The organism is Mesorhizobium sp. WSM4814, assembly GCF_055811595.1.
In genome coordinates, this window is record NZ_JBVVQT010000004.1 from 106,801 (window position 1) to 123,733 (window position 16,933).

The 16,933-nt window shown below is 62.6% G+C and carries 14 protein-coding genes and 1 tRNA gene; 5 read left to right on the top strand and 10 right to left on the bottom strand.

Annotated elements, in window-relative coordinates; genetic code table 11:
* Nucleotides 1-67 precede the first annotated feature (67 nt).
* The 8 genes from AC0L2V_RS08965 to AC0L2V_RS09000 all read right to left on the bottom strand — a co-directional run bounded on the left by AC0L2V_RS08965 (nucleotide 68) and on the right by AC0L2V_RS09000 (nucleotide 9,206).
* Nucleotides 68-1,708, bottom strand: coding sequence for an ABC transporter ATP-binding protein (locus tag AC0L2V_RS08965; RefSeq protein ID WP_473519947.1), 1,641 nt, complete (start codon nucleotides 1,706-1,708; stop codon nucleotides 68-70).
* Nucleotides 1,705-2,628, bottom strand: a complete 924-nt coding sequence (locus tag AC0L2V_RS08970) for an ABC transporter permease (RefSeq protein ID WP_473509824.1) — start codon at nucleotides 2,626-2,628, stop codon at nucleotides 1,705-1,707. The genes AC0L2V_RS08965 and AC0L2V_RS08970 overlap by 4 nt, the downstream gene beginning before the upstream one ends.
* 3 nt (nucleotides 2,629-2,631) lie before the next feature.
* On the bottom strand, nucleotides 2,632-3,546 hold the full coding sequence (locus tag AC0L2V_RS08975; protein ID WP_473509825.1) for an ABC transporter permease: 915 nt from the start codon (nucleotides 3,544-3,546) through the stop codon (nucleotides 2,632-2,634).
* An 81-nt stretch (nucleotides 3,547-3,627) separates the two neighbouring features.
* A complete protein-coding gene (locus AC0L2V_RS08980) occupies nucleotides 3,628-5,136 on the bottom strand; it encodes an ABC transporter substrate-binding protein (protein WP_473509827.1) in 1,509 nt (502 codons plus the stop codon).
* Between the two features lie 104 nt (nucleotides 5,137-5,240).
* Nucleotides 5,241-6,146: a 5-dehydro-4-deoxyglucarate dehydratase gene (kdgD, locus tag AC0L2V_RS08985; RefSeq protein WP_473509828.1), complete on the bottom strand. Its 906-nt coding sequence runs from the start codon at nucleotides 6,144-6,146 to the stop codon at nucleotides 5,241-5,243.
* A 63-nt stretch (nucleotides 6,147-6,209) separates the two neighbouring features.
* Nucleotides 6,210-6,962, bottom strand: a complete 753-nt coding sequence (locus AC0L2V_RS08990) for a FadR/GntR family transcriptional regulator (RefSeq protein WP_473509830.1) — start codon at nucleotides 6,960-6,962, stop codon at nucleotides 6,210-6,212.
* A 196-nt stretch (nucleotides 6,963-7,158) separates the two neighbouring features.
* Nucleotides 7,159-7,605 carry a thioredoxin TrxC gene (gene trxC, locus AC0L2V_RS08995; RefSeq protein WP_473509832.1) on the bottom strand — a complete coding sequence of 149 codons (447 nt, stop codon included), beginning with the start codon at nucleotides 7,603-7,605 and terminating at the stop codon, nucleotides 7,159-7,161.
* A 38-nt stretch (nucleotides 7,606-7,643) separates the two neighbouring features.
* Complete coding sequence (locus AC0L2V_RS09000) at nucleotides 7,644-9,206, bottom strand: bifunctional aminoglycoside phosphotransferase/ATP-binding protein (RefSeq protein ID WP_473509834.1); 1,563 nt, start codon at nucleotides 9,204-9,206, stop codon at nucleotides 7,644-7,646.
* A gap of 326 nt (nucleotides 9,207-9,532) precedes the next feature.
* Between AC0L2V_RS09000 and AC0L2V_RS09005 the strand changes: the two genes are divergently transcribed.
* Entirely contained in the window at nucleotides 9,533-10,369 is an 837-nt protein-coding gene (locus AC0L2V_RS09005) for a universal stress protein (RefSeq protein WP_473509835.1), read from the top strand.
* A gap of 134 nt (nucleotides 10,370-10,503) precedes the next feature.
* Nucleotides 10,504-10,737 carry a hypothetical protein gene (locus AC0L2V_RS09010; RefSeq protein ID WP_023801385.1) on the top strand — a complete coding sequence of 78 codons (234 nt, stop codon included), beginning with the start codon at nucleotides 10,504-10,506 and terminating at the stop codon, nucleotides 10,735-10,737.
* Between the two features lie 164 nt (nucleotides 10,738-10,901).
* Here the strand turns inward: AC0L2V_RS09010 and AC0L2V_RS09015 are convergent, their stop codons facing one another.
* Entirely contained in the window at nucleotides 10,902-12,038 is a 1,137-nt protein-coding gene (locus tag AC0L2V_RS09015; protein WP_473519948.1) for an aminopeptidase, read from the bottom strand.
* 937 nt (nucleotides 12,039-12,975) lie between these two features.
* Here AC0L2V_RS09015 and AC0L2V_RS09020 point away from each other — a divergent pair.
* The 3 genes from AC0L2V_RS09020 to AC0L2V_RS09030 all read left to right on the top strand — a co-directional run bounded on the left by AC0L2V_RS09020 (nucleotide 12,976) and on the right by AC0L2V_RS09030 (nucleotide 16,357).
* A complete protein-coding gene (locus AC0L2V_RS09020; protein WP_287325734.1) occupies nucleotides 12,976-13,422 on the top strand; it encodes an SRPBCC family protein in 447 nt (148 codons plus the stop codon).
* Between the two features lie 268 nt (nucleotides 13,423-13,690).
* Nucleotides 13,691-14,749 carry an adenylate/guanylate cyclase domain-containing protein gene (locus AC0L2V_RS09025; RefSeq protein ID WP_473509839.1) on the top strand — a complete coding sequence of 353 codons (1,059 nt, stop codon included), beginning with the start codon at nucleotides 13,691-13,693 and terminating at the stop codon, nucleotides 14,747-14,749.
* Between the two features lie 519 nt (nucleotides 14,750-15,268).
* Nucleotides 15,269-16,357, top strand: a complete 1,089-nt coding sequence (locus AC0L2V_RS09030) for a hypothetical protein (RefSeq protein ID WP_473509840.1) — start codon at nucleotides 15,269-15,271, stop codon at nucleotides 16,355-16,357.
* A 447-nt stretch (nucleotides 16,358-16,804) separates the two neighbouring features.
* Here the strand turns inward: AC0L2V_RS09030 and AC0L2V_RS09035 are convergent.
* Nucleotides 16,805-16,881 (bottom strand) — tRNA-Pro (locus AC0L2V_RS09035).
* Between the last annotated feature and the right edge of the window lie 52 nt (nucleotides 16,882-16,933).

Consider the following 16,933-nt stretch of genomic DNA (forward strand, 5'->3'; position numbering starts at 1 on the left):
GCATTCGGCCCATCAGTCGGCAACGCTAGCTGGGCGCGCGCGGACAATCGAGGCCGATATCCAGGAACTATTGAGCCTGCGTAAGCCATTTGGGCCTGGGCACAGCCTGCAGCAGGCTTTGCGTATAGTCGTGGCGAGGCGCCCCGAACAGCGCCGCGGTTTGGCCTTCCTCGACAATCCGTCCGTCTTTCATGACCATGATCCGGTCGGCGAAATGGCGCACGATCGGCAGGTCGTGGGTGATGAAGATATAGGAGAGGCTGAGCCTGGTCCTAAGGTCGGCCAGAAGGTCGATCACCTGCGCCTGGATAGAGACGTGGAGCGCCGAAACCGCCTCGTCGCAGACGATCAGTTCCGGCTCGCTGGCAAGCGCGCGCGCAATGGCGATGCGCTGTCGCTGGCCGCCGGAAAACTGGTGCGGGTAGCGCTCGGCGTGCTCCGGCAACAGCCCCACCAATTCCAGGAGCTCTGCCACGCGAGCCTTCCACCTGTCCTTCGGCAGGATATCGCGGTGGATCACCCAGGGTTCGGAAATGATCGAATAAACGCGCATGCGCGGATTCATCGATCCGTATGGATCCTGGAAGACCATCTGGACCTTGCGCCGAAACGCCATAAGGCGCGTTCCATTCATGTCGAAGATGTTCTCACCGGCAAAGACCGCCTTGCCGGCGCTTGGCGCGTTCAGCCCCAGCAGCATGCGCGCGACGCTCGATTTGCCGGACCCGGACTCGCCGACGATGCCGAGCGTTTCTCCTCTCCTGACCTCGAAGCTTATGTCATCCACCGCCTTGAACGTCCGCTTGCTGCTAAAAGCTCCGGAAGCAAGCTCATAGTGCTTGGTGAGATGTTCCACCTTGAGCAGCGTCTCGCCGGCGATCGCCGTCGAACGCCTGTTGGGCGCCTCCGCTGCGTTGCCGTGGGGCAGGGCGGCGATGAGGCGGCGGGTATAGGCGTGCTGCGGATTGCTGAAGACCTCCCTGGCGATGCCCGTCTCGACGACCTTGCCGCCGTTCATGACGATGATCCGGTCCGCCATGGACGCGGCGACTTCGAGGTCATGGGTGATCATGATCAACGCCATGCCGGTTTCGCGCTGGAGATCGCGCAGCAGATCGAGGATCTGCGCTTGCACGCTGACGTCCAGAGCGGTCGTCGGCTCATCGGCAATCAGGATGTCCGGTTTCAGCGCGATCGCCATGGCAATCATCACGCGCTGGCGTTGTCCGCCCGAGAACTGATGCGGATAGAAGTCGACGCGGTTTTCCGACTCCGGAATGCCGACGCGCCGAAGCAGCTCTATCGTCTTGGCGCGTGCGCCCTTGCCGGCTGCCGCACCGTGGCTCTCAAAGACCTCCTCGATTTGGCGCCCCACCGTGTAGACCGGGTTCAAATAGGCGAGCGGATCCTGAAAGATCATCGCAATCCTGCGGCCGTTGATGCTTCGGCGCGCCTCGGCGCCGAGGCCCGACAGTTCGACGCCGTCGAAGAAGCAGGAGCCGGCCACGATATCGCCTGGCGGGCAGTCGACGAGATCCATCACCGTGCTGGTGCTGACGCTCTTTCCTGAACCGCTTTCGCCGAGGATCACCAGCGTCTCGCCACGGCTGACGTGGAAAGAGACATCGTCGACGGCGCGTACCGGCCGATCATCCGAAAGAAAATCGACGGTCAGGCCCTCGACCTTGAGAATGGTCGCGTTGCTCATCGGGCAGCTTTTCGCAATGTCTGAAGGCGCCAGCGTTGCTGCGGATCGGCAACGGTGCGTGCCCAGTTCGAGAGGATGTTGAGCGACAGCGTCGTCAGCATGATTGCAAGGCCCGGCCAGAATGCGATCCACCAGGCGGTGGCAAGATAGCCGCGGCCGTTTGCCACCATCGCGCCCCAGGTGAAGTCGGGTGGCTGAATGCCGAGGCCAAGAAAACTCAACGCCGATTCCGACAAAATGACTGTCGCGAAATCAATGGCTGAAATCGTCACCAATGTCGGCAGGACCAGGGGCGCGATGTGCCGGATGATGATCCGGGCCGGCTTCGCGCCCATGGCTCGCGCGGCGCTGACGAACATGCGCTCGCGCAGCTCCAGCACTTCCGCGCGCGCCGTTCTGAGGTAGATCGGCATGCGCGTGACGGCGAGAACGATCACCAGGTTGGTGATGCTCGGACCCAGCGTGTAGAGCACGATGAGCGCCAGCAGCAGCGAGGGAAAGCTCATGACGACATCGGCCAGGCGCAGGATGAGATGGCTGTACCAGCGCTCCGAATAGCCCGCTAACAGGCCCAGTGTTCCACCGACCAGCATCGACGCGAACACCGCCGCCGCGGCAATGCCGAACGTGTTCTGCGCGCCGACAATCAGCCTGGCCAGGATCGGCCGGCCGAGGGTGTCGGCGCCCAGGACGTAGATCCAACCGCTGGCCAGCGAGAACGGGGCGAGGTTGCGCTGGCGCAGCCCCAGCCGCGAAGCGGCGTCGCCCACCAGCCACGGGCCAAGGACCGCTGCGATGACGACGATCGCCAGGAAAATAGCAGCGGCGAGCGCAAGCCTGTCGCGCTTCAAATAGGCAAAAATCACGCGACCGCTGCCTGGAACGGCCGCCGGCTTGATGTCGGGGGTGATGATCGTCATGGCTCAGTACCGGATGCGCGGATCGAGAACCGCGTAGAGCAGGTCGATCGCGATGTTGAGGATGAAGATGGCGGTTGCCGTCACCAGAATGGTCGACTGGACGACGGCAAAATCGCGCTGGATGATCGAATCGATCATCAGCTTGCCGATGCCGGGCCAGCCGAATATCGACTCCACGACGACGGCGCCGTTGACAAGGCTGGTCGCCAGGTCGCCGGCGACCGTGACGACGGGCAGCAGCGAGTTGCGAAGCGCATGGCCGAAGATGATCTTCTGCCGCGGCAGGCCCTTGGCCCTTGCGGTCTTGATGTATGGAGTGGCAAGCGCCGACAGCATGGTTCCGCGCACGACCTGCACCAGGAGACCGAAAGGGCGAAGCATCAGCACGAAGGTCGGCATGATCCAGTGGACCCAGGTGCCGGTGCCGGATGTCGGCAAAAGCCCGAGCCCCACGGCGAAGACAAGGATGCCGACGATGGCCACCCAGAAATCCGGCGCGCTTGCGCCGGCCAGCGAGACGAGGCTGGCGATACGGTCGAAGATGCTGCCCGGCCGCGCGGCCGCCAGCGAGCCGACAAGGATTGCCAAGGCGGTCGACAGCGTGATCGCGACGACGGCCAGCTTCAGTGTTTCCGGGAACGCCTCAAGCGCGACCTGCATCGCCGAGCGGTTCTGGCGCAGCGATTCACCGAAATCCAGCTGCAGCAGATCGCGCAGATATCCCAGAAACTGCCAATGGATCGGCTGATCGAGGCCGTTCAACCGCGCGAACGCGGCCCGAGCTTCCGCAGTCGAGTCCAGAGGCAGGTACAAGGCGGAAGGATCGCCGGTGAGCCGTGTCAGGAAAAAAACCAAGGTCAAAAGACCGATGACCGACAGGATGCTGTGCGACGCCCGGCGTCCAAGATAGCTTATCATTTCGGATGCCCTTCGGCGGATATCGACGGAGGCAACGGGTCGGGGGCGCAGGGCGACGACCGCCTGGCGCCCCCGTATCGCTCAGTCTTTGATGGCGATATTGGCCAGCGGTATTTCGCTGTTGGTGGTGATATCGGGCTTCCATTCCAGCCTGGTGCCAACCCGGGTGTAGCCGATCATGTGGAACATCGGGATGTCCGCCACCACTTCGTTGCGGGCCTTGCCGAAAATCGCCTTGAAGCTGTTGGTGCGGGCTTCGCCGGTCGCCGCCAGTGCCTCGTCTATCTGCTTGTCGAATGCCGGATCGGCCAAGGTCGAGTAGCTGCCACTCGATCGATAGAAGATCGGCACCGTGAAGGCCGCATCGCCCTTGTTGTTGTCATGCATCATCTGCAGGAGATTGGGGCCGCGCTCCGCCGGGAACGGCTTTTGCAGATAGCGCAGCCAGTCGGCGACATCGAGCATGGTAAGCTTGACGTTGAGGCCGGCGTCCTGCCACATCGTCATCATCGCCTCCATCGCTTCGGCGCCGTTCGGATAGATGCCGTTTCGCCCGATGAGCTTGATCTCGGTGTCGACCGCGACACCCGCCGCGCGCGCCTCTTCGATGAGCTTTTTCGCCTCTTCCGGATCATACGACCAAGGCTCGAGCGCATCGTCATGGCCGTTGATCCCGGAGACGACCATCTGCGACGCACGCTTGACGTCGTCGCCGAACAGCTGCGCAAGGCCTTCCCAGTCGATCGCCAGGTTGAGCGCCTTGCGCACGCGCAGGTCGTCGAGCGGCGGCTCGGCGGCATCGATGCGGATGGCGGTGGTTTCGGAGTTCAGGTAGGCGAAATCCGTCTCCGGATTGCTGGCGTCCTGGATGGCAATCGACGGTGTCAGGTCGGCTTCGCCGGTCTCCACCATGGCGGCTCGAATCGAGGATTCGGGTCGCCAGACATAGGTTGCCTTGGTGATCTGCGGTTTGTTGCCCCAATAGCCGTCGAACGCGTCCAGCACCACGGTCTGCGGGGAAAAGGTCGACAGCGTGAACGGGCCGGTGCCGACCGGATCGTTCACCGCCTGGTCGACCGGCGTCTTCGGCGAGACGATCATGACCACGCTCAACAGCGTCGGCATGATGGGCTCGGGCCTGTCCGACTTTATTTCGACGGTCAGCTTGTCGACCGGCGTCAGCGTCAGTTTGGCATCGCCGAATTTCGCAATGTTGCTGCAGGTAAGCTTGCCGCTGATCATCCTGTTGATGGAGAAGACGACCGCATCCGCATTGAGTTCGGTTCCGTCCTGGAATTTGACGCCCTCGCGCAGCTTGATCCGCCAGGTGGTCGGGTCCACGCTGGTCCACTCCGTCGCCAGTTTCGGCTGGGGCTGTCCGCTGACCGGATCGATGACGGTCAACGATTCAACCACGTTTTGGCTGAGTATCTGGCCGACATTGGTGATGATGGTGCCGCAGGGCTCCAGATTGGCCGGCTGCTCCGGCAGGACGATACGGATCTCCTGCGCCGCTTCCTGTGCGACGGCCGATGGCGCGGCAGCGGTCATCAAAACGATAGCTGCAATCGCATGAATGCTTCTGTTCATGTCACTCCTCCCTTGATCTTCCATTTGGGATCTTCCGTTTTGGCTGGCGCACGAGACGATCCTCCTCATCCCGTGCGGCCGACAATTTGCCGATCTCGCGGCAGCTAGGCGGCGATCTTCTCGATCAGTCCGCGCAGCACGTCTTTCTCCTGCGGCTTCAGATCCGTCAGCGGCGGCCGAAGCGGGCCGGGTGTCCGTCCGATGAGCTCGACGCCGGCCTTGATGATCGACACCGGATAACCTTGCTCGCGATCGCGCAAAGCCGCGAAGGGGAAGAAGAAGCTGTGCAGGATTTCTTCCATCACAGCGCGATCACCTGTCCGCATCGCCCTGTAGAAGCGCTGGGCCAATTCCGGCACGAAGTTGAAGACCGCGGAGGAATAAGTCGTCACGCCGGCGCCGTTGAAGCCCTCGGCGAACAGCTCATGCGTGGGCATGCCACCGATGTAGCAGAGCCGATCGCCGAGCTTTGCGGTGACGTGGCGGACAAGATCGACCTTGCCTGTGCCGTCCTTGAACCCGATGAGGTTTGGGCACGCGTCAGCAAGGCGGGCGACGGTGTCGGCATTGGCGACCGAGTTCGCACGGTTGTAGATGATGACGCCGAGGCCGGTGGACTGGCACACGGCTTTGACATGCCGAAAAATCCCTTCTTGCGAGGCCTCCATCAGATAGTGGGGCAGAAGCAGGAGACCGTCGGCTCCCGCAGCCTCGGCGCGGCGGGCGATTTCCGTGGCGAGCGCCGTGCCGTAACCGCAGCCGGCGATGATCGGCACGTCTCCCGAGGCATCCTTGGCCGCGCGGGTAACGTCGGCGACCTCTTCTGGCGACAGCGAGAAGAATTCACCGGTGCCGCCGGCCGCGAACAGGGCAGCGGCACCGAACCCCGACAGCCATTCGACATGCGCGCGATAGCTTTCGAGATTGAGGCTGAAATCCTCGTTGAAATGCGTGACCGGAAACGACAGCAGCCCTGAAGCGACCCGCGACTTGATTTCATCTGGCGACAAAGGAATTCATCCCACAAATTAATATGATGTCATCTAGATTCATATGATGAGTGTCCTGACGAGTCAACCGCCGGCGTTGTGCTGATTTGTCGGGCGCCGGACGGTCAGGGCGCGATAGCGCTTTATCCCGGTCACCAAATGGCGGCGCATCGCCTCACGCGCCTTTTCCGGATCGCGGGCGAGGATCGCATCGGCGATTTCCCTGTGCTCCTGCAGAATCGGATGGTCGCGATTGGGCAAGGGGTCGACGCCGCCCATCATCGTCTTGAACTTCACCCGCGGGATCATCCGCCGGCCGACATGTTCGAGGAAGGCCTTGAATCTGGCGTTGTTGGTTGCGGCGGCAATCGCCATGTGGAACTGGAAGTCGGCATCGTCCGTGGGTTGCCCTTGCGCCATGAGGTCGGCGAACCTTTCGACCTGGGCCTCGATTTCGGCCTCTTGCGCGGGCGAACTGCGGGCGGCGGCAAGGCCGGCTGCCTCGACTTCGATGCCGATGCGCAGCTCGAGCTCTTCGATGATGTCCGAGATCTTGTTCGTTTCGTCAGTGAACAGCTTCAATCCCTCGTCGACGGGTTTCGGGCCGAGAACGAAGACGCCGGCGCCTTGCCGCGATTCCACCAGCCCATCGGCACGAAGCGCGGCGATGGCCTCCCGGACCACGGTGCGGCTGAACCCGAACCGGTCGATCAGCGCGGGTTCTGTCGGCAATTTATCGCCAGGCGCATAAAAGCCGGCTTCGATCTGGCCGCGCAGGGCGTCGGCAACCTGAGAGACGAACGACCGCCGGGACGTTCGATGTTCGGCCTGCTGCATGGGTCCTCCCAACTTTGCCGGATCTGAGGATCCATACTCCCAGTGCGGGCCAAAAGCGAGGTCATCATATGAAAATTCGCCGTTCGATGTCTCGAACTTCTTAATGTCATCATATGGCTTCTGTGCTCAGTGTCGGCCATCAGTTCGCCCGTCGTGCTGGGCACGGCGATCAGCGAAATCCACGCAGTAGCAGCTTTCAGGCTGCGGCCGGCAGGTGATCGCGGACCCACCTGACGATCTGTCCCGCCGTCATTGCGCCGGATGCGCGCGCAACCTCCCGTCCGCCGTGGAAGATGATCATGGTCGGGATGCCGCGGATGCCGAGCCTGGCTGCAACGGCCTGCTCATTGTCGGAATTGAGCTTGATCAGTCGAACATGCGGCTCCAGTTCGTTGGCTGCCGCTTCATAGGCCGGCGCCATCATCTTGCACGGACCGCACCATGGTGCCCAGATGTCGACGACGACGGGGAGGCTGCTTCGCGTGACCTGGCGATCGAAACTCTGTGCATCGACGTCTGCCGGGTGACCCGAGAACAGCCTGGAGCCGCACTTTCCGCATTTCGCGTCCCCGGCATCGCGTGCCGGCGGCAGGCGATTGACCCCGCCGCATTTGCCGCAAACCACCAGTTTCTCCTGCGTCATTCCCATTTACTCGTCTTTATGCGCGCCGCTCGTCGCCGTCACGATGCGGTCTTGAGTGGAGGATTCTGCGCAAAAGCGACTGCGTCCGAAACCTTGGCCAATTCTGCGGCGATATCGGCGAGCTTTCGATCGGCGTCGACCTTGCGCCAGTTGGACGGGGTAGCCTTTCGCTGCAATTGCCGCGACAAGATATCGACTGTGGCGTCAGAAGGACCGCCACTGCGCTCGCTCACCCGCTGCCAAAGAACGAGCGGATCCGCCTCCAGCCAAAATCCGGCGAAAGCAATGTCTCTGCCGTTTGCAGCTTTCTCGATGCGGTCGCGATCGGCCGGCCGGTCAAAGACGGCATCGGCGACCACCGAACCGCCTTCGGCAAGGATCAAGTCGGCGCGCCATGCCATTTCGCGGTAGACGCGGTCCGACACATCAGGTCGATAAGCCCTGTCCGGCAGCTTCGTCTCGGCTGGCACCCCATGCAGGGCTTTGCGGATGCGGTCGCTTTCGACAATGCGTGCGCCGGGCGGCGCGCCAACATGTGCGGCGAGTGCCTCGGCAACGGCCGTCTTGCCGGAACCGCTCAAGCCGCCGATGGCGATCAGCCGAGGCGGCTTTTCCTCGAGAAGTGTTCGGGCAAGCTCGAAATAGGATCTGGCCTCGGCAAGCAGCCCGCTGGAATCGTCACCGCTTTCCTCGATCTGGGTTGCGGTGACATGCGCGCGCACCGCGGCCCGCACTGCCATGAAAAACGGCAGGAGGATGAAGCCGTCCTCGTCGTCTGCTTCGTCGAGATAGCGGTTCGTCACCAGGTTGGCGAGTTCCGGAAAGCCGCGATGCCAGAGGTCCATCAGCAGGAAAGCCAGGTCGTAAAGCACATCGATGCTGGCGATCTGGTCGTTGAATTCGATGCAATCGAAGAGGCGGGGCTCGCCGTCGAAGAGACAGATGTTGCGCAGATGCAGGTCGCCGTGGCATCGTTGGATCTTGCCTGCCGTCTCCCGCCGGTCGAGCAACTCGCAATGACGGGCGAGGGCGGTGCGAAAAATCCCGGTGAATGCCTTTATCTCGGCTTGCTCGAAAACATGGCTGGTGGCAAAGGCGGCTTCGTTGATGGCGAGCACGCCTGCCAGGTTCGAGGATCCGCTGCCCTTGTGGACCTCCGGCGCGCCACGATGATAGCGCACGATCACGCGCGCGACATCCGTCATCAGCGCAGGCGTCAGTTCGCCACCGACTGCCATTCGGTCGAGCAGCTTCGACTGGTCGAAGCGGACCATCTCGATCGCCGCATCGACCAGTTTGCCGCTTCCGTCGAAGGCCAGCTCGCCGCCGGCCTCGCGGGTGACGCGCCGCACCCCCAGATAGAGGCCGGGGGCAGTCCTGGAGTTGAGATCGACCTCCTTCTCGCAGGCGGCGAGCCGCAGCGCCGGGGTCGAGAAGTCGACATAGGGCAGCTTGACCGCTCGCTTGATCTTGTAGGCGCGCTGGCCAACCAGGAAGATACGCGAGATATGGGTCTCGATCGTCTCGACCGGTCCGCTCTCGCCATATGCGGCAGGGTCCGTCAACATCGCGGCCACGGATTGCTGATCCTCGACGATCATCGGATGCCTCTTTGTTTTGTATCCAACCTGTGGAAGCACGAGCGTGGTCGCTGAAATTCCGCGCCATCGGGCCCTTGCTGCCACAGCGCCTGGATATAACCAGCCAGGTCACGAATGCGTTCCGTGATGCTGCTGCTCCGGTGTTCGGCGCGTATTCTTGGCGTCCTCCAGCGGCCTGAAACCTATTGGCGTCGGCACGTGGGCATGTTGATACGGATCAAATGATGACCGGCGGCGTTCTTGACTCAGCGCTAGCAGCGCGCCGAGCCGTCTCGCTGTTGTTGCAACGACGATTGGGCTTTGGGGCAAAATCGGGAGCAGCCGCCATGGCTTTCAGGACGATACTTGCCGTTACGGGACCGCACGAGGGAGACGGTGATCTCAAGCCTGCCGCCGACCTGTGCAACGAGATCGGCGCCCATCTTGCTGTTCTGGTCGTTGCCGTAGCTGCGCCGCCACCAGTCGGGGAGTATGCCGCGGTCGTTTCAGAAGCCTGGCTCGACGAGCGTCGGGCCGTCGAGGATCTGTTGAAGAAGCGGACTGCTGACCTGTCGGCTTTTCTCGCCGGCAGCGTGCTTTCGGCCGATGTCTCCAGCGAATATCCGGAAGCCGGCTGGGCCGACGACACCATCGGCCGCCGTGCCCGCTATGCCGACATTACGGTCATTGGACCGGAGCTGCTCGCCAACAAAACGCTGAAAAGCAAAGCGATCGAAGGCGCATTGTTTTCTTCGGGAAAGCCCTTGCTGCTCATCCCCGCGGGGGCGCAGTCGACCCTGAAGCCGAAACGCGTGCTGATTGCATGGGACGCCCGTCTGGAGGCATCGCGTGCCGTCCGCGAATCCCTCGGCCTGCTGCCAGGCGCCGATGAGGTGCACCTCGTCATGGTCGATCCGGTGGAGGACGAGTACCGCCACGGGGCCGAACCCGGAGCCGACGCCGCCGCCTATCTCGCGCGGCATGGCGTGAATGTCACGGTCGACCGGCTGCCCAGCCTGGACCATTCAGTCGTCGACGTGCTTCGCCGGCACGCGCTCGACATCGCCGCCGACCTGATGGTGATGGGCGCTTACGGTCATTCCCGGCTGCGCGAGCGCATCTTCGGTGGCGTCACCGTCTCGATGCTTGAAGACCCGTCGATGCCGATCCTTATGGCGCGTTAGCCGCCGGCGCCCGTCATTGGCATCCCTTTTAAGTCCCAAGGGACACTGTTGCCGCCCATCTAGCGTCTCATCGGTATCGGCGGAGCCGCGAATCTGTGGTAAGTCGCCGCTCAACCAACCAAAGGACGACACCTGTGAGCGAACCGACCGTGGCCGAGGCGACCGAAAGTATCTATGCATCGCTGCGGGCGGACAATGCCGACATCGACGCGCATATCGCGACGCTTAAGGCGGCGATGACACGAGAAGGGATAAAACAGGCGGTGTTCGATCCGACCAGGCTGGCGCAGAACAACCGTTCGGGCCGCAAGCTGATGCAGGCTTATTTTCGGCAGCGCGGCGTGAGCGTGAGGTTTTCGGCCTCGTAGGGCGCACGCTGAGGCGCCACGGCCCGCCGGCAACCATTGTGGTCCAGGATCCGCCGGGGGGCTCAGGCAAGTCCGCTTTTGGCTTCTGTAGGCCGCGACATGCGGCTTCCGGCCCCGCCGACGTGAAAGTTCCTAGGAAATCGGCCGACAAATGGTCAATTCAATCACCTGCGCCGGCTGCCGAGCACATCGGCGACCGACTCGCCGCTTCTGGCCTTCGGATTTGACCGGCTATCGCATGAATCTGCTGCTTTGAGCGCTTCGGCGCGGTAAGCCTTGTCTAACGCTCCGATCCGTCGAACCGACGCGAAGAACCGTGGATAGTCGCCCGAACACAAATCGAACAAGCGGAGAAACGTCGCCACCTGATCGTCGTAGACGGAAGTCGCGGCGAGCTTCGCGTTGTTAATCGGAGAATCGAACCAGACATCGTATCCCTGGTATCCACGCCAGCGACTGTCGCGCATCTCTCGGTAGCGCATCCGCAGCCGTTCGATCGCGGCCATCTTCGCGGCCCGCTTCTGCTCAGAGGTAGCGCTGCCGTCATAGACATGGCTTAGCTCGTCCCGGGTCTGCGACACCAGCGCAAGAAATTGAGCTCTGCGCCTCCGGTCGGCGTTGTAACGGCGCAACTCGCCGGTATCACCAGCCGCGCGCAGCCATTTTCTCACGCCGGTTGTTTCGACGGCGACAGCGAATGCCTCGTTGAATGCGGAATCGTCCTTCACATAGACGCGTTGGTGGGCCAGCTCATGGAAAACCAGCCCCGCAAGATACGTTTCATCTTGGCTGAGCATCGTGCTTAGCAGCGGGTCACTTGACCAGCCAAGCGTGGAATATGCAGTGATGCCCGTCACATAGACGTCCAGGCCCTGTCTCTGAAGTTCGACAGCGGTTTCAATCGCAGACCTTTTGGAGAAGTATCCTCGGTACGGAACGCATCCGAACACCGGAAAGCACCATGTTCGTGGCGTCAGCGAGAATTCCGGCGCGGCGAAGATGGCCCATGTCACCGCGTCCCGACCAACGTTAACATAGCTGCGGTAGCTATTGTTGTCCGGCAGCGCTAGTTCATCTATCGCAAACTGTCGGATGGCGCTCGCCGATTCCATTCGAGCGCGTAGTGTCCCAGGGATCGAAGGATCGTCGATCAGCTCTTCGACATCCTGGCGCGCCGCCATGATCTCCACGTGACCCTTCAAGGATTGTGCGTAGTAAGAAATGCTGGTGCAACCGGCCACGCCGGACATCACGATCGTCGCAGCAACCGAACGAAAAAATGCACGCATCACGTTGCCCACGGCATTTGCTCACACGTCCGGATAGGGCAAACGTCGCAACTACGCCCGGTCCCAAACAGTGGCTCCAATTCGGTTGATATCCTGGGATGAGGGTTTAGGTTAGACGTTCGTCTTCGGCAAGATTGTCACAATGTGATCATTCGCTGCCAAATTGCCGAACGTCCGCTATAAGCCGGACACGGCGGCATGCGAACTATCCGCCTAGCAGGTCTTTTTCTCCCGGAGCTTCCGGTCGCATCCGGCCCACCGCTGTTGGTCCGCAATGCGCCGATGTCAGCCGTAGAGATGAACTTGTCTCTGCCTGGAAGCAGACATCGCCGGCGACGGCACCGGAGGTCACGGTTGAGCCAGCAGCGGACATATGCTCTGGACGCAGCGAAAGTCGCAATCCGGACCCCTTGCGGACCTACGGGAAGCTGCTCCGAGAGCGAGGCGTCCCAGACCATAAACAAGGCTTTCGGACCGCCTCGAGCGCTTCTGAAGCCAGCAGATCCGCTACCGCCGAATGTATGGGCGCGGGAAGATCGACCTGCTTCAGGCCCGACTGATAGGTGCCTTCTGATGGCAAACTGCACCACAATTGCGTCAGATCCAACATTGCAGGCGATCTCACACCTCCAGATGCGCCTGCCCGAAGGGACCTCGTGGCGCAGGAGGCCAGCGTCAAACCCACAATGCCGATTGAAGCGCTTAAACGTGGGAGATGCGTCGGAGTGATCTCCAATGCGACTGACTTAGGCGACAATCAGGTCGTGTCGATCAGGAATCGCTCAAGCCGGGTGCGGATTTCTTCTCGCCAAGCTGCTTGGGCGGTACCTTGTTGAGGGCGATCTTCCGCCTACATGCTGTCAGAAAAGACCTCCCACACTAGGACAGAAGGCGCCCGTCCATCCTCCGCCTCAGGCGGAGCAGGTCATCGCAACCGTAGGAGAGACCGATGCAAGAGTCCCTCGTCGTCCGCCGCGAGACGCACATCCCGGCGCCGCCCGCCGCGGTGTTCGCCCTCCTGACCGATCCGGAGAAGATCCTGCGCTGGATGGGAACGGAGGCTGAGGTCGAGCCGCAGCCTGGCGGGCTCTATCTCGTCAATGTCACTGGGGCTCGCTGCGCTCGCGGCTCCTTCCGCGAGGTGGTGCCGGTGCACCGCCTGGCCTACAGCTTTGGCTGGGAAGGCAGCGAGGTGGTGCCGCCGGGGTCGAGCCTGATCGAGGTCGACCTGATCGAGCAGCCGGACGGAACGCTGCTGCGCCTGACCCACACCGGCCTGCCTAACGCCGAGCAATGCGCCGGCCATGCGGAAGGCTGGGCCCATTACCTCGGCCGGCTGGCCGAGGTTGCGGCCGGGCGTGAACCGGGGCCGGACCCCTGGCATGGCAGGGACTGACTCTTTCCGCTCGTCGCTCGCAGGGGTGTCGAAGGCTGCCTCATCGAGGATTGGACCGTGAGTCTGGAGGATGGCGTCTATGTAAAGGAGTAGTTGTGCCGGCGGCAGCCCATGGCCTCGCCCTGAATGTCACCTCTCCCTTAAGTACGCCCTTAACGACGTCCCGTCCGGTCCCGTTGAGGGCGTCCTCACGTGACAACATGACAGGCAGAAGCGTCATCCCGCGGCGCGGATGACAGGCTAGTGGCCGCGGTGCCATAATCGCGGCATGGATCTGCCCGCGCCCCTCGCCTGGTTGTTGGACGAGGCCGGCTCTTCGCCCGGCTCTGACTGGTTCCTGGCCGAGCTCGGCGGCCGGCTGCTGGCCGACGGCCTGCCGTTGGCCGGGGGCGCTCTGACGGTCGCGGTGCCGCATCCGATCATCGCCCGCCGCACCTGGCTGTGGCAGGCGGAGACCGGGGCGGTGATCGAGGCGCTGGGCTTCGCCGGCGGCCCGCTCAACCAAGCCGGGCGCGACTGGCTGGCCGAGCTTGGCCCTGTGCAGGAGGACACGATCGGCCCGGAGCCGGACAGTCCGGTGCTGGGCTGGGCAGGGACCCGGCCATTCGGCCCCGCCGAGGCCGGCCGGCTGCGCCAGGCCGCGCGCTTCGCCGCAGCGCCCTTAGCCGCCCTGACCGCGCGGGCGGCGCTGGCAGCGCTGCTCGAGGCCTATCTTGGCAGGCGCAGTGCCGCCCGGGTGCAGGCCGGCGCGCTGCGCCGCGGCACCGGGGAGACCATCCGCGCCGCGCTGCTCTGTGCCGATCTGCGTGACTTCACCGCCCTGTCCGAGGCGACGGAGCCCGCAGCGATGATCACCGCCCTCGACGCTTGGTTCGACCGCGTCGCCGGGGCGGTGCATGCTTTCGGGGGCGAGGTGCTGAAGTTCATCGGCGACGGTGTGCTGGCGATTTTCCCGGTCACGGGCGCCCCGGCCGAGGCCTGCGAGGCGGCGCTGCGGGCTGTTGTCGCCGCCCGCGCCGGCATGGCCCATCTCGATGCGGTGCGGCAGACGGAGGGGCTGTCGCCGCTGCCCTTCGGCGCGGCACTGCATCTCGGTGAGATGCTGTGGGGCAATATCGGCGCGGCCGACCGGCTGGACTTCACTGCCATCGGCCCTGCGGTCAACCTGGTCAGCCGGCTCGAAGGGCTATGCAGGCCCCTTGGTCGCAGCGTGCTCATCTCGGGCGCGGTCGCGGCGGAGACGACAACGGCTTTGATCCCTTTGGGCGAGCACTTATTGCGCGGTATCGCTGATCCCTGCGCGGTCTTCACCCTGCCGGAGGATTGAGCCCCGCGGGCCGGGGTCCGGGCAAGGGTACCAGATGCGTGACTATTACAAGCGGGAGCCGGTACGTCTGTGCAGGCAATCGGCTTTGCAGCCACGAGCGGCGACGGACTGAGCTGATCATGTCGCCTCATGTGCTCCGGCCAATAGCAGCACGTAGGTTGCCTTTTCAAGCTTCCTTACCGCTCGCTCAGAGTTGTCTATCTGACAACAAACGTCAGCTGTCATACATTCCGGACGTTCGCTGCGATGCCACGAACGTCCGCAGGGGTCACGTCACGGCGTTACTCGCACCGACGTGAAGGTAGCTATTGAAGATCCGAGGGCCAAAGCTGCCAGTCCGCTTGCGGCCCCAAAATGACCATGAACGCCGAAGTTTGGTGGAAAACGGAACGTCCGCTGTCGGCCACCCTTCAGCAAATTTCCACCACATCCCAGAACTAACGATCGCTTCATCGGGATTGGCTGATAGCTTCGGCACGTCTTGGCATGACATGACTGCGGGAGGATGCCCCCTTGAGAATGAGATATCTGCTAGCAGCCTCACTCGTTGTGGCGATCGTCCTGACGCTCAGATGGGAATGGCTGGAGCCCCATCACTTCGAAGATGAGGTCATGCGAGCCGCGCTGGCGGAGGAAGTTCGCCGGGACGACACCCGCTGCCCGCTCAGCAGTAAAGCTGTGGAGCAGGCTCGGCCATGGGTTCTTGCAGCCTGCGCGGCAGGCGGGCTCGGCTGGCATGAGGCAGCGGCGAAATATGGCGACGATGCAGCCAGAGTGTTCCTCGTCTATGGCGAGGATGCGGATTTCGTGGAGGTTTTCGACCGTCTCGGCCATCCGGTCGTGCCGGTGATTGCTTACTTCGTGAAGAATGGATCGTCGCAGTACTTGTTGCAGGAAACCATCGGTCAGGGCCTCTCGAGCCTGTGGGACGACCGGCAGGTGGGATTCGGCCTCGCCGAGATTTCGCCGGAGCAGTATGGGCTTATTGCCATTCGCGAGCTCAAGGATCGCGGGCATGAGATGCTGTCGGAGTTCGAGATCGTTGACGGAACAGCAGTCCGCAGACAGTTCACCCGCACGCTGCTTGGTGCGAAGAACATAGTCCTGGGCGGCGTTTCCGACCTGGAAGGGGTGATCACCCGCGGCGAGCGGCTTCCGACCTGGGACGAGATGGGTTGGGCGGCCTTCGATGCGGCAATAGTCGTCGGGGGCATGGGCGCCGCAGCCAAGGCATTGCAGGTTGCGAGGGCACCGGTGGCCGCAGCTGGTCGCGGAACTGTGCGGATAGTACATCTGAGGGCTGCAGGCAAAGGTGCGTTCCAATCGCTTTCCGCCGTCGGTACCGCAGCCGGTGTCGCCGCCGTCGTCGCACTTCCTTATGTGGCGATCACGCGACCTCACCTTCTGACAAACGCAGCCGGTTGGATAGCCGAACAAGCAGGTCTCCCGGCTTGGCTCGGCGCCTTTGCAGCCTACTTCATACTCTGTCTTGTCCTGGCTTCTCTGCTGAGGATGGTTCTGGCGCCGCTGGCCTGGACGCTGCGAACGCTGAGCAAGATCGTTGGACGACTCGCCGGTGCCGGCGGTGTCCGATCCGCGGCAGCCTAAATCCCGCGCACAGCGCCAATGGCAGGTTACAAATGGTGGAATGTTAACGCTTCAGTCATTGAAGTCGCGATGTTGAATGCCTTCAGGTTTTAGGGGAGATTAAGCCGATGATAAAAGCGGATACTCCATTCGCCCTTATGCTGGAGATGCACGCCGTGGTCTTAGGCGTTCCAGGGCTTATTCTGCTGGCATCAGCCGCAATCGTTGCATTGATACGCCCTTGGCGCTTTCGCCCCGAGTGAAGTCATTCGACAACTATCGCCGATTGAACACGTTTGGCGCGAAGCAGACATAGTTTAGATGGCGCGGCCTCAGATTCTGCAAAATCGCGAGTGGTTTGGTATGCGTCTGCCAGTTCCATCGAGCGGCCTAGAAGCTTTTCCATCTTTTCAGTGGGGATATCTGTGGGGCAGGCAGAATTCGGGATGCCTAACCCATTGTTTTTTCTGGTCGGAGTGGCAGGATTTGAACCTGCGACCCCATCGTCCCGAACGATGTGCGCTACCAGGCTGCGCTACACTCCGTGACCAGACCGCGGGCTTATAGCCGCCGTACTTCGTTCCTGCAAGCACCAAT

Bases quoted from the DNA above. Each gene is read 5' to 3' on its own strand.
- AC0L2V_RS08990 (WP_473509830.1), bottom strand. From the start codon at position 6,962: ATGCAGCAGGCCGAACATCGAACGTCCCGGCGGTCGTTCGTCTCTCAG.
- AC0L2V_RS08970 (WP_473509824.1), bottom strand. From the start codon at position 2,628: ATGACGATCATCACCCCCGACATCAAGCCGGCGGCCGTTCCAGGCAGC.
- AC0L2V_RS09020 (WP_287325734.1), top strand. From the start codon at position 12,976: ATGCAAGAGTCCCTCGTCGTCCGCCGCGAGACGCACATCCCGGCGCCG.
- AC0L2V_RS08980 (WP_473509827.1), bottom strand. From the start codon at position 5,136: ATGAACAGAAGCATTCATGCGATTGCAGCTATCGTTTTGATGACCGCT.
- trxC (WP_473509832.1), bottom strand. From the start codon at position 7,605: ATGACGCAGGAGAAACTGGTGGTTTGCGGCAAATGCGGCGGGGTCAAT.
- AC0L2V_RS09005 (WP_473509835.1), top strand. From the start codon at position 9,533: ATGGCTTTCAGGACGATACTTGCCGTTACGGGACCGCACGAGGGAGAC.
- AC0L2V_RS08965 (WP_473519947.1), bottom strand. From the start codon at position 1,708: ATGAGCAACGCGACCATTCTCAAGGTCGAGGGCCTGACCGTCGATTTT.
- AC0L2V_RS09030 (WP_473509840.1), top strand. From the start codon at position 15,269: ATGAGATATCTGCTAGCAGCCTCACTCGTTGTGGCGATCGTCCTGACG.
- AC0L2V_RS08975 (WP_473509825.1), bottom strand. From the start codon at position 3,546: ATGATAAGCTATCTTGGACGCCGGGCGTCGCACAGCATCCTGTCGGTC.
- AC0L2V_RS09025 (WP_473509839.1), top strand. From the start codon at position 13,691: ATGGATCTGCCCGCGCCCCTCGCCTGGTTGTTGGACGAGGCCGGCTCT.
- AC0L2V_RS09000 (WP_473509834.1), bottom strand. From the start codon at position 9,206: ATGATCGTCGAGGATCAGCAATCCGTGGCCGCGATGTTGACGGACCCT.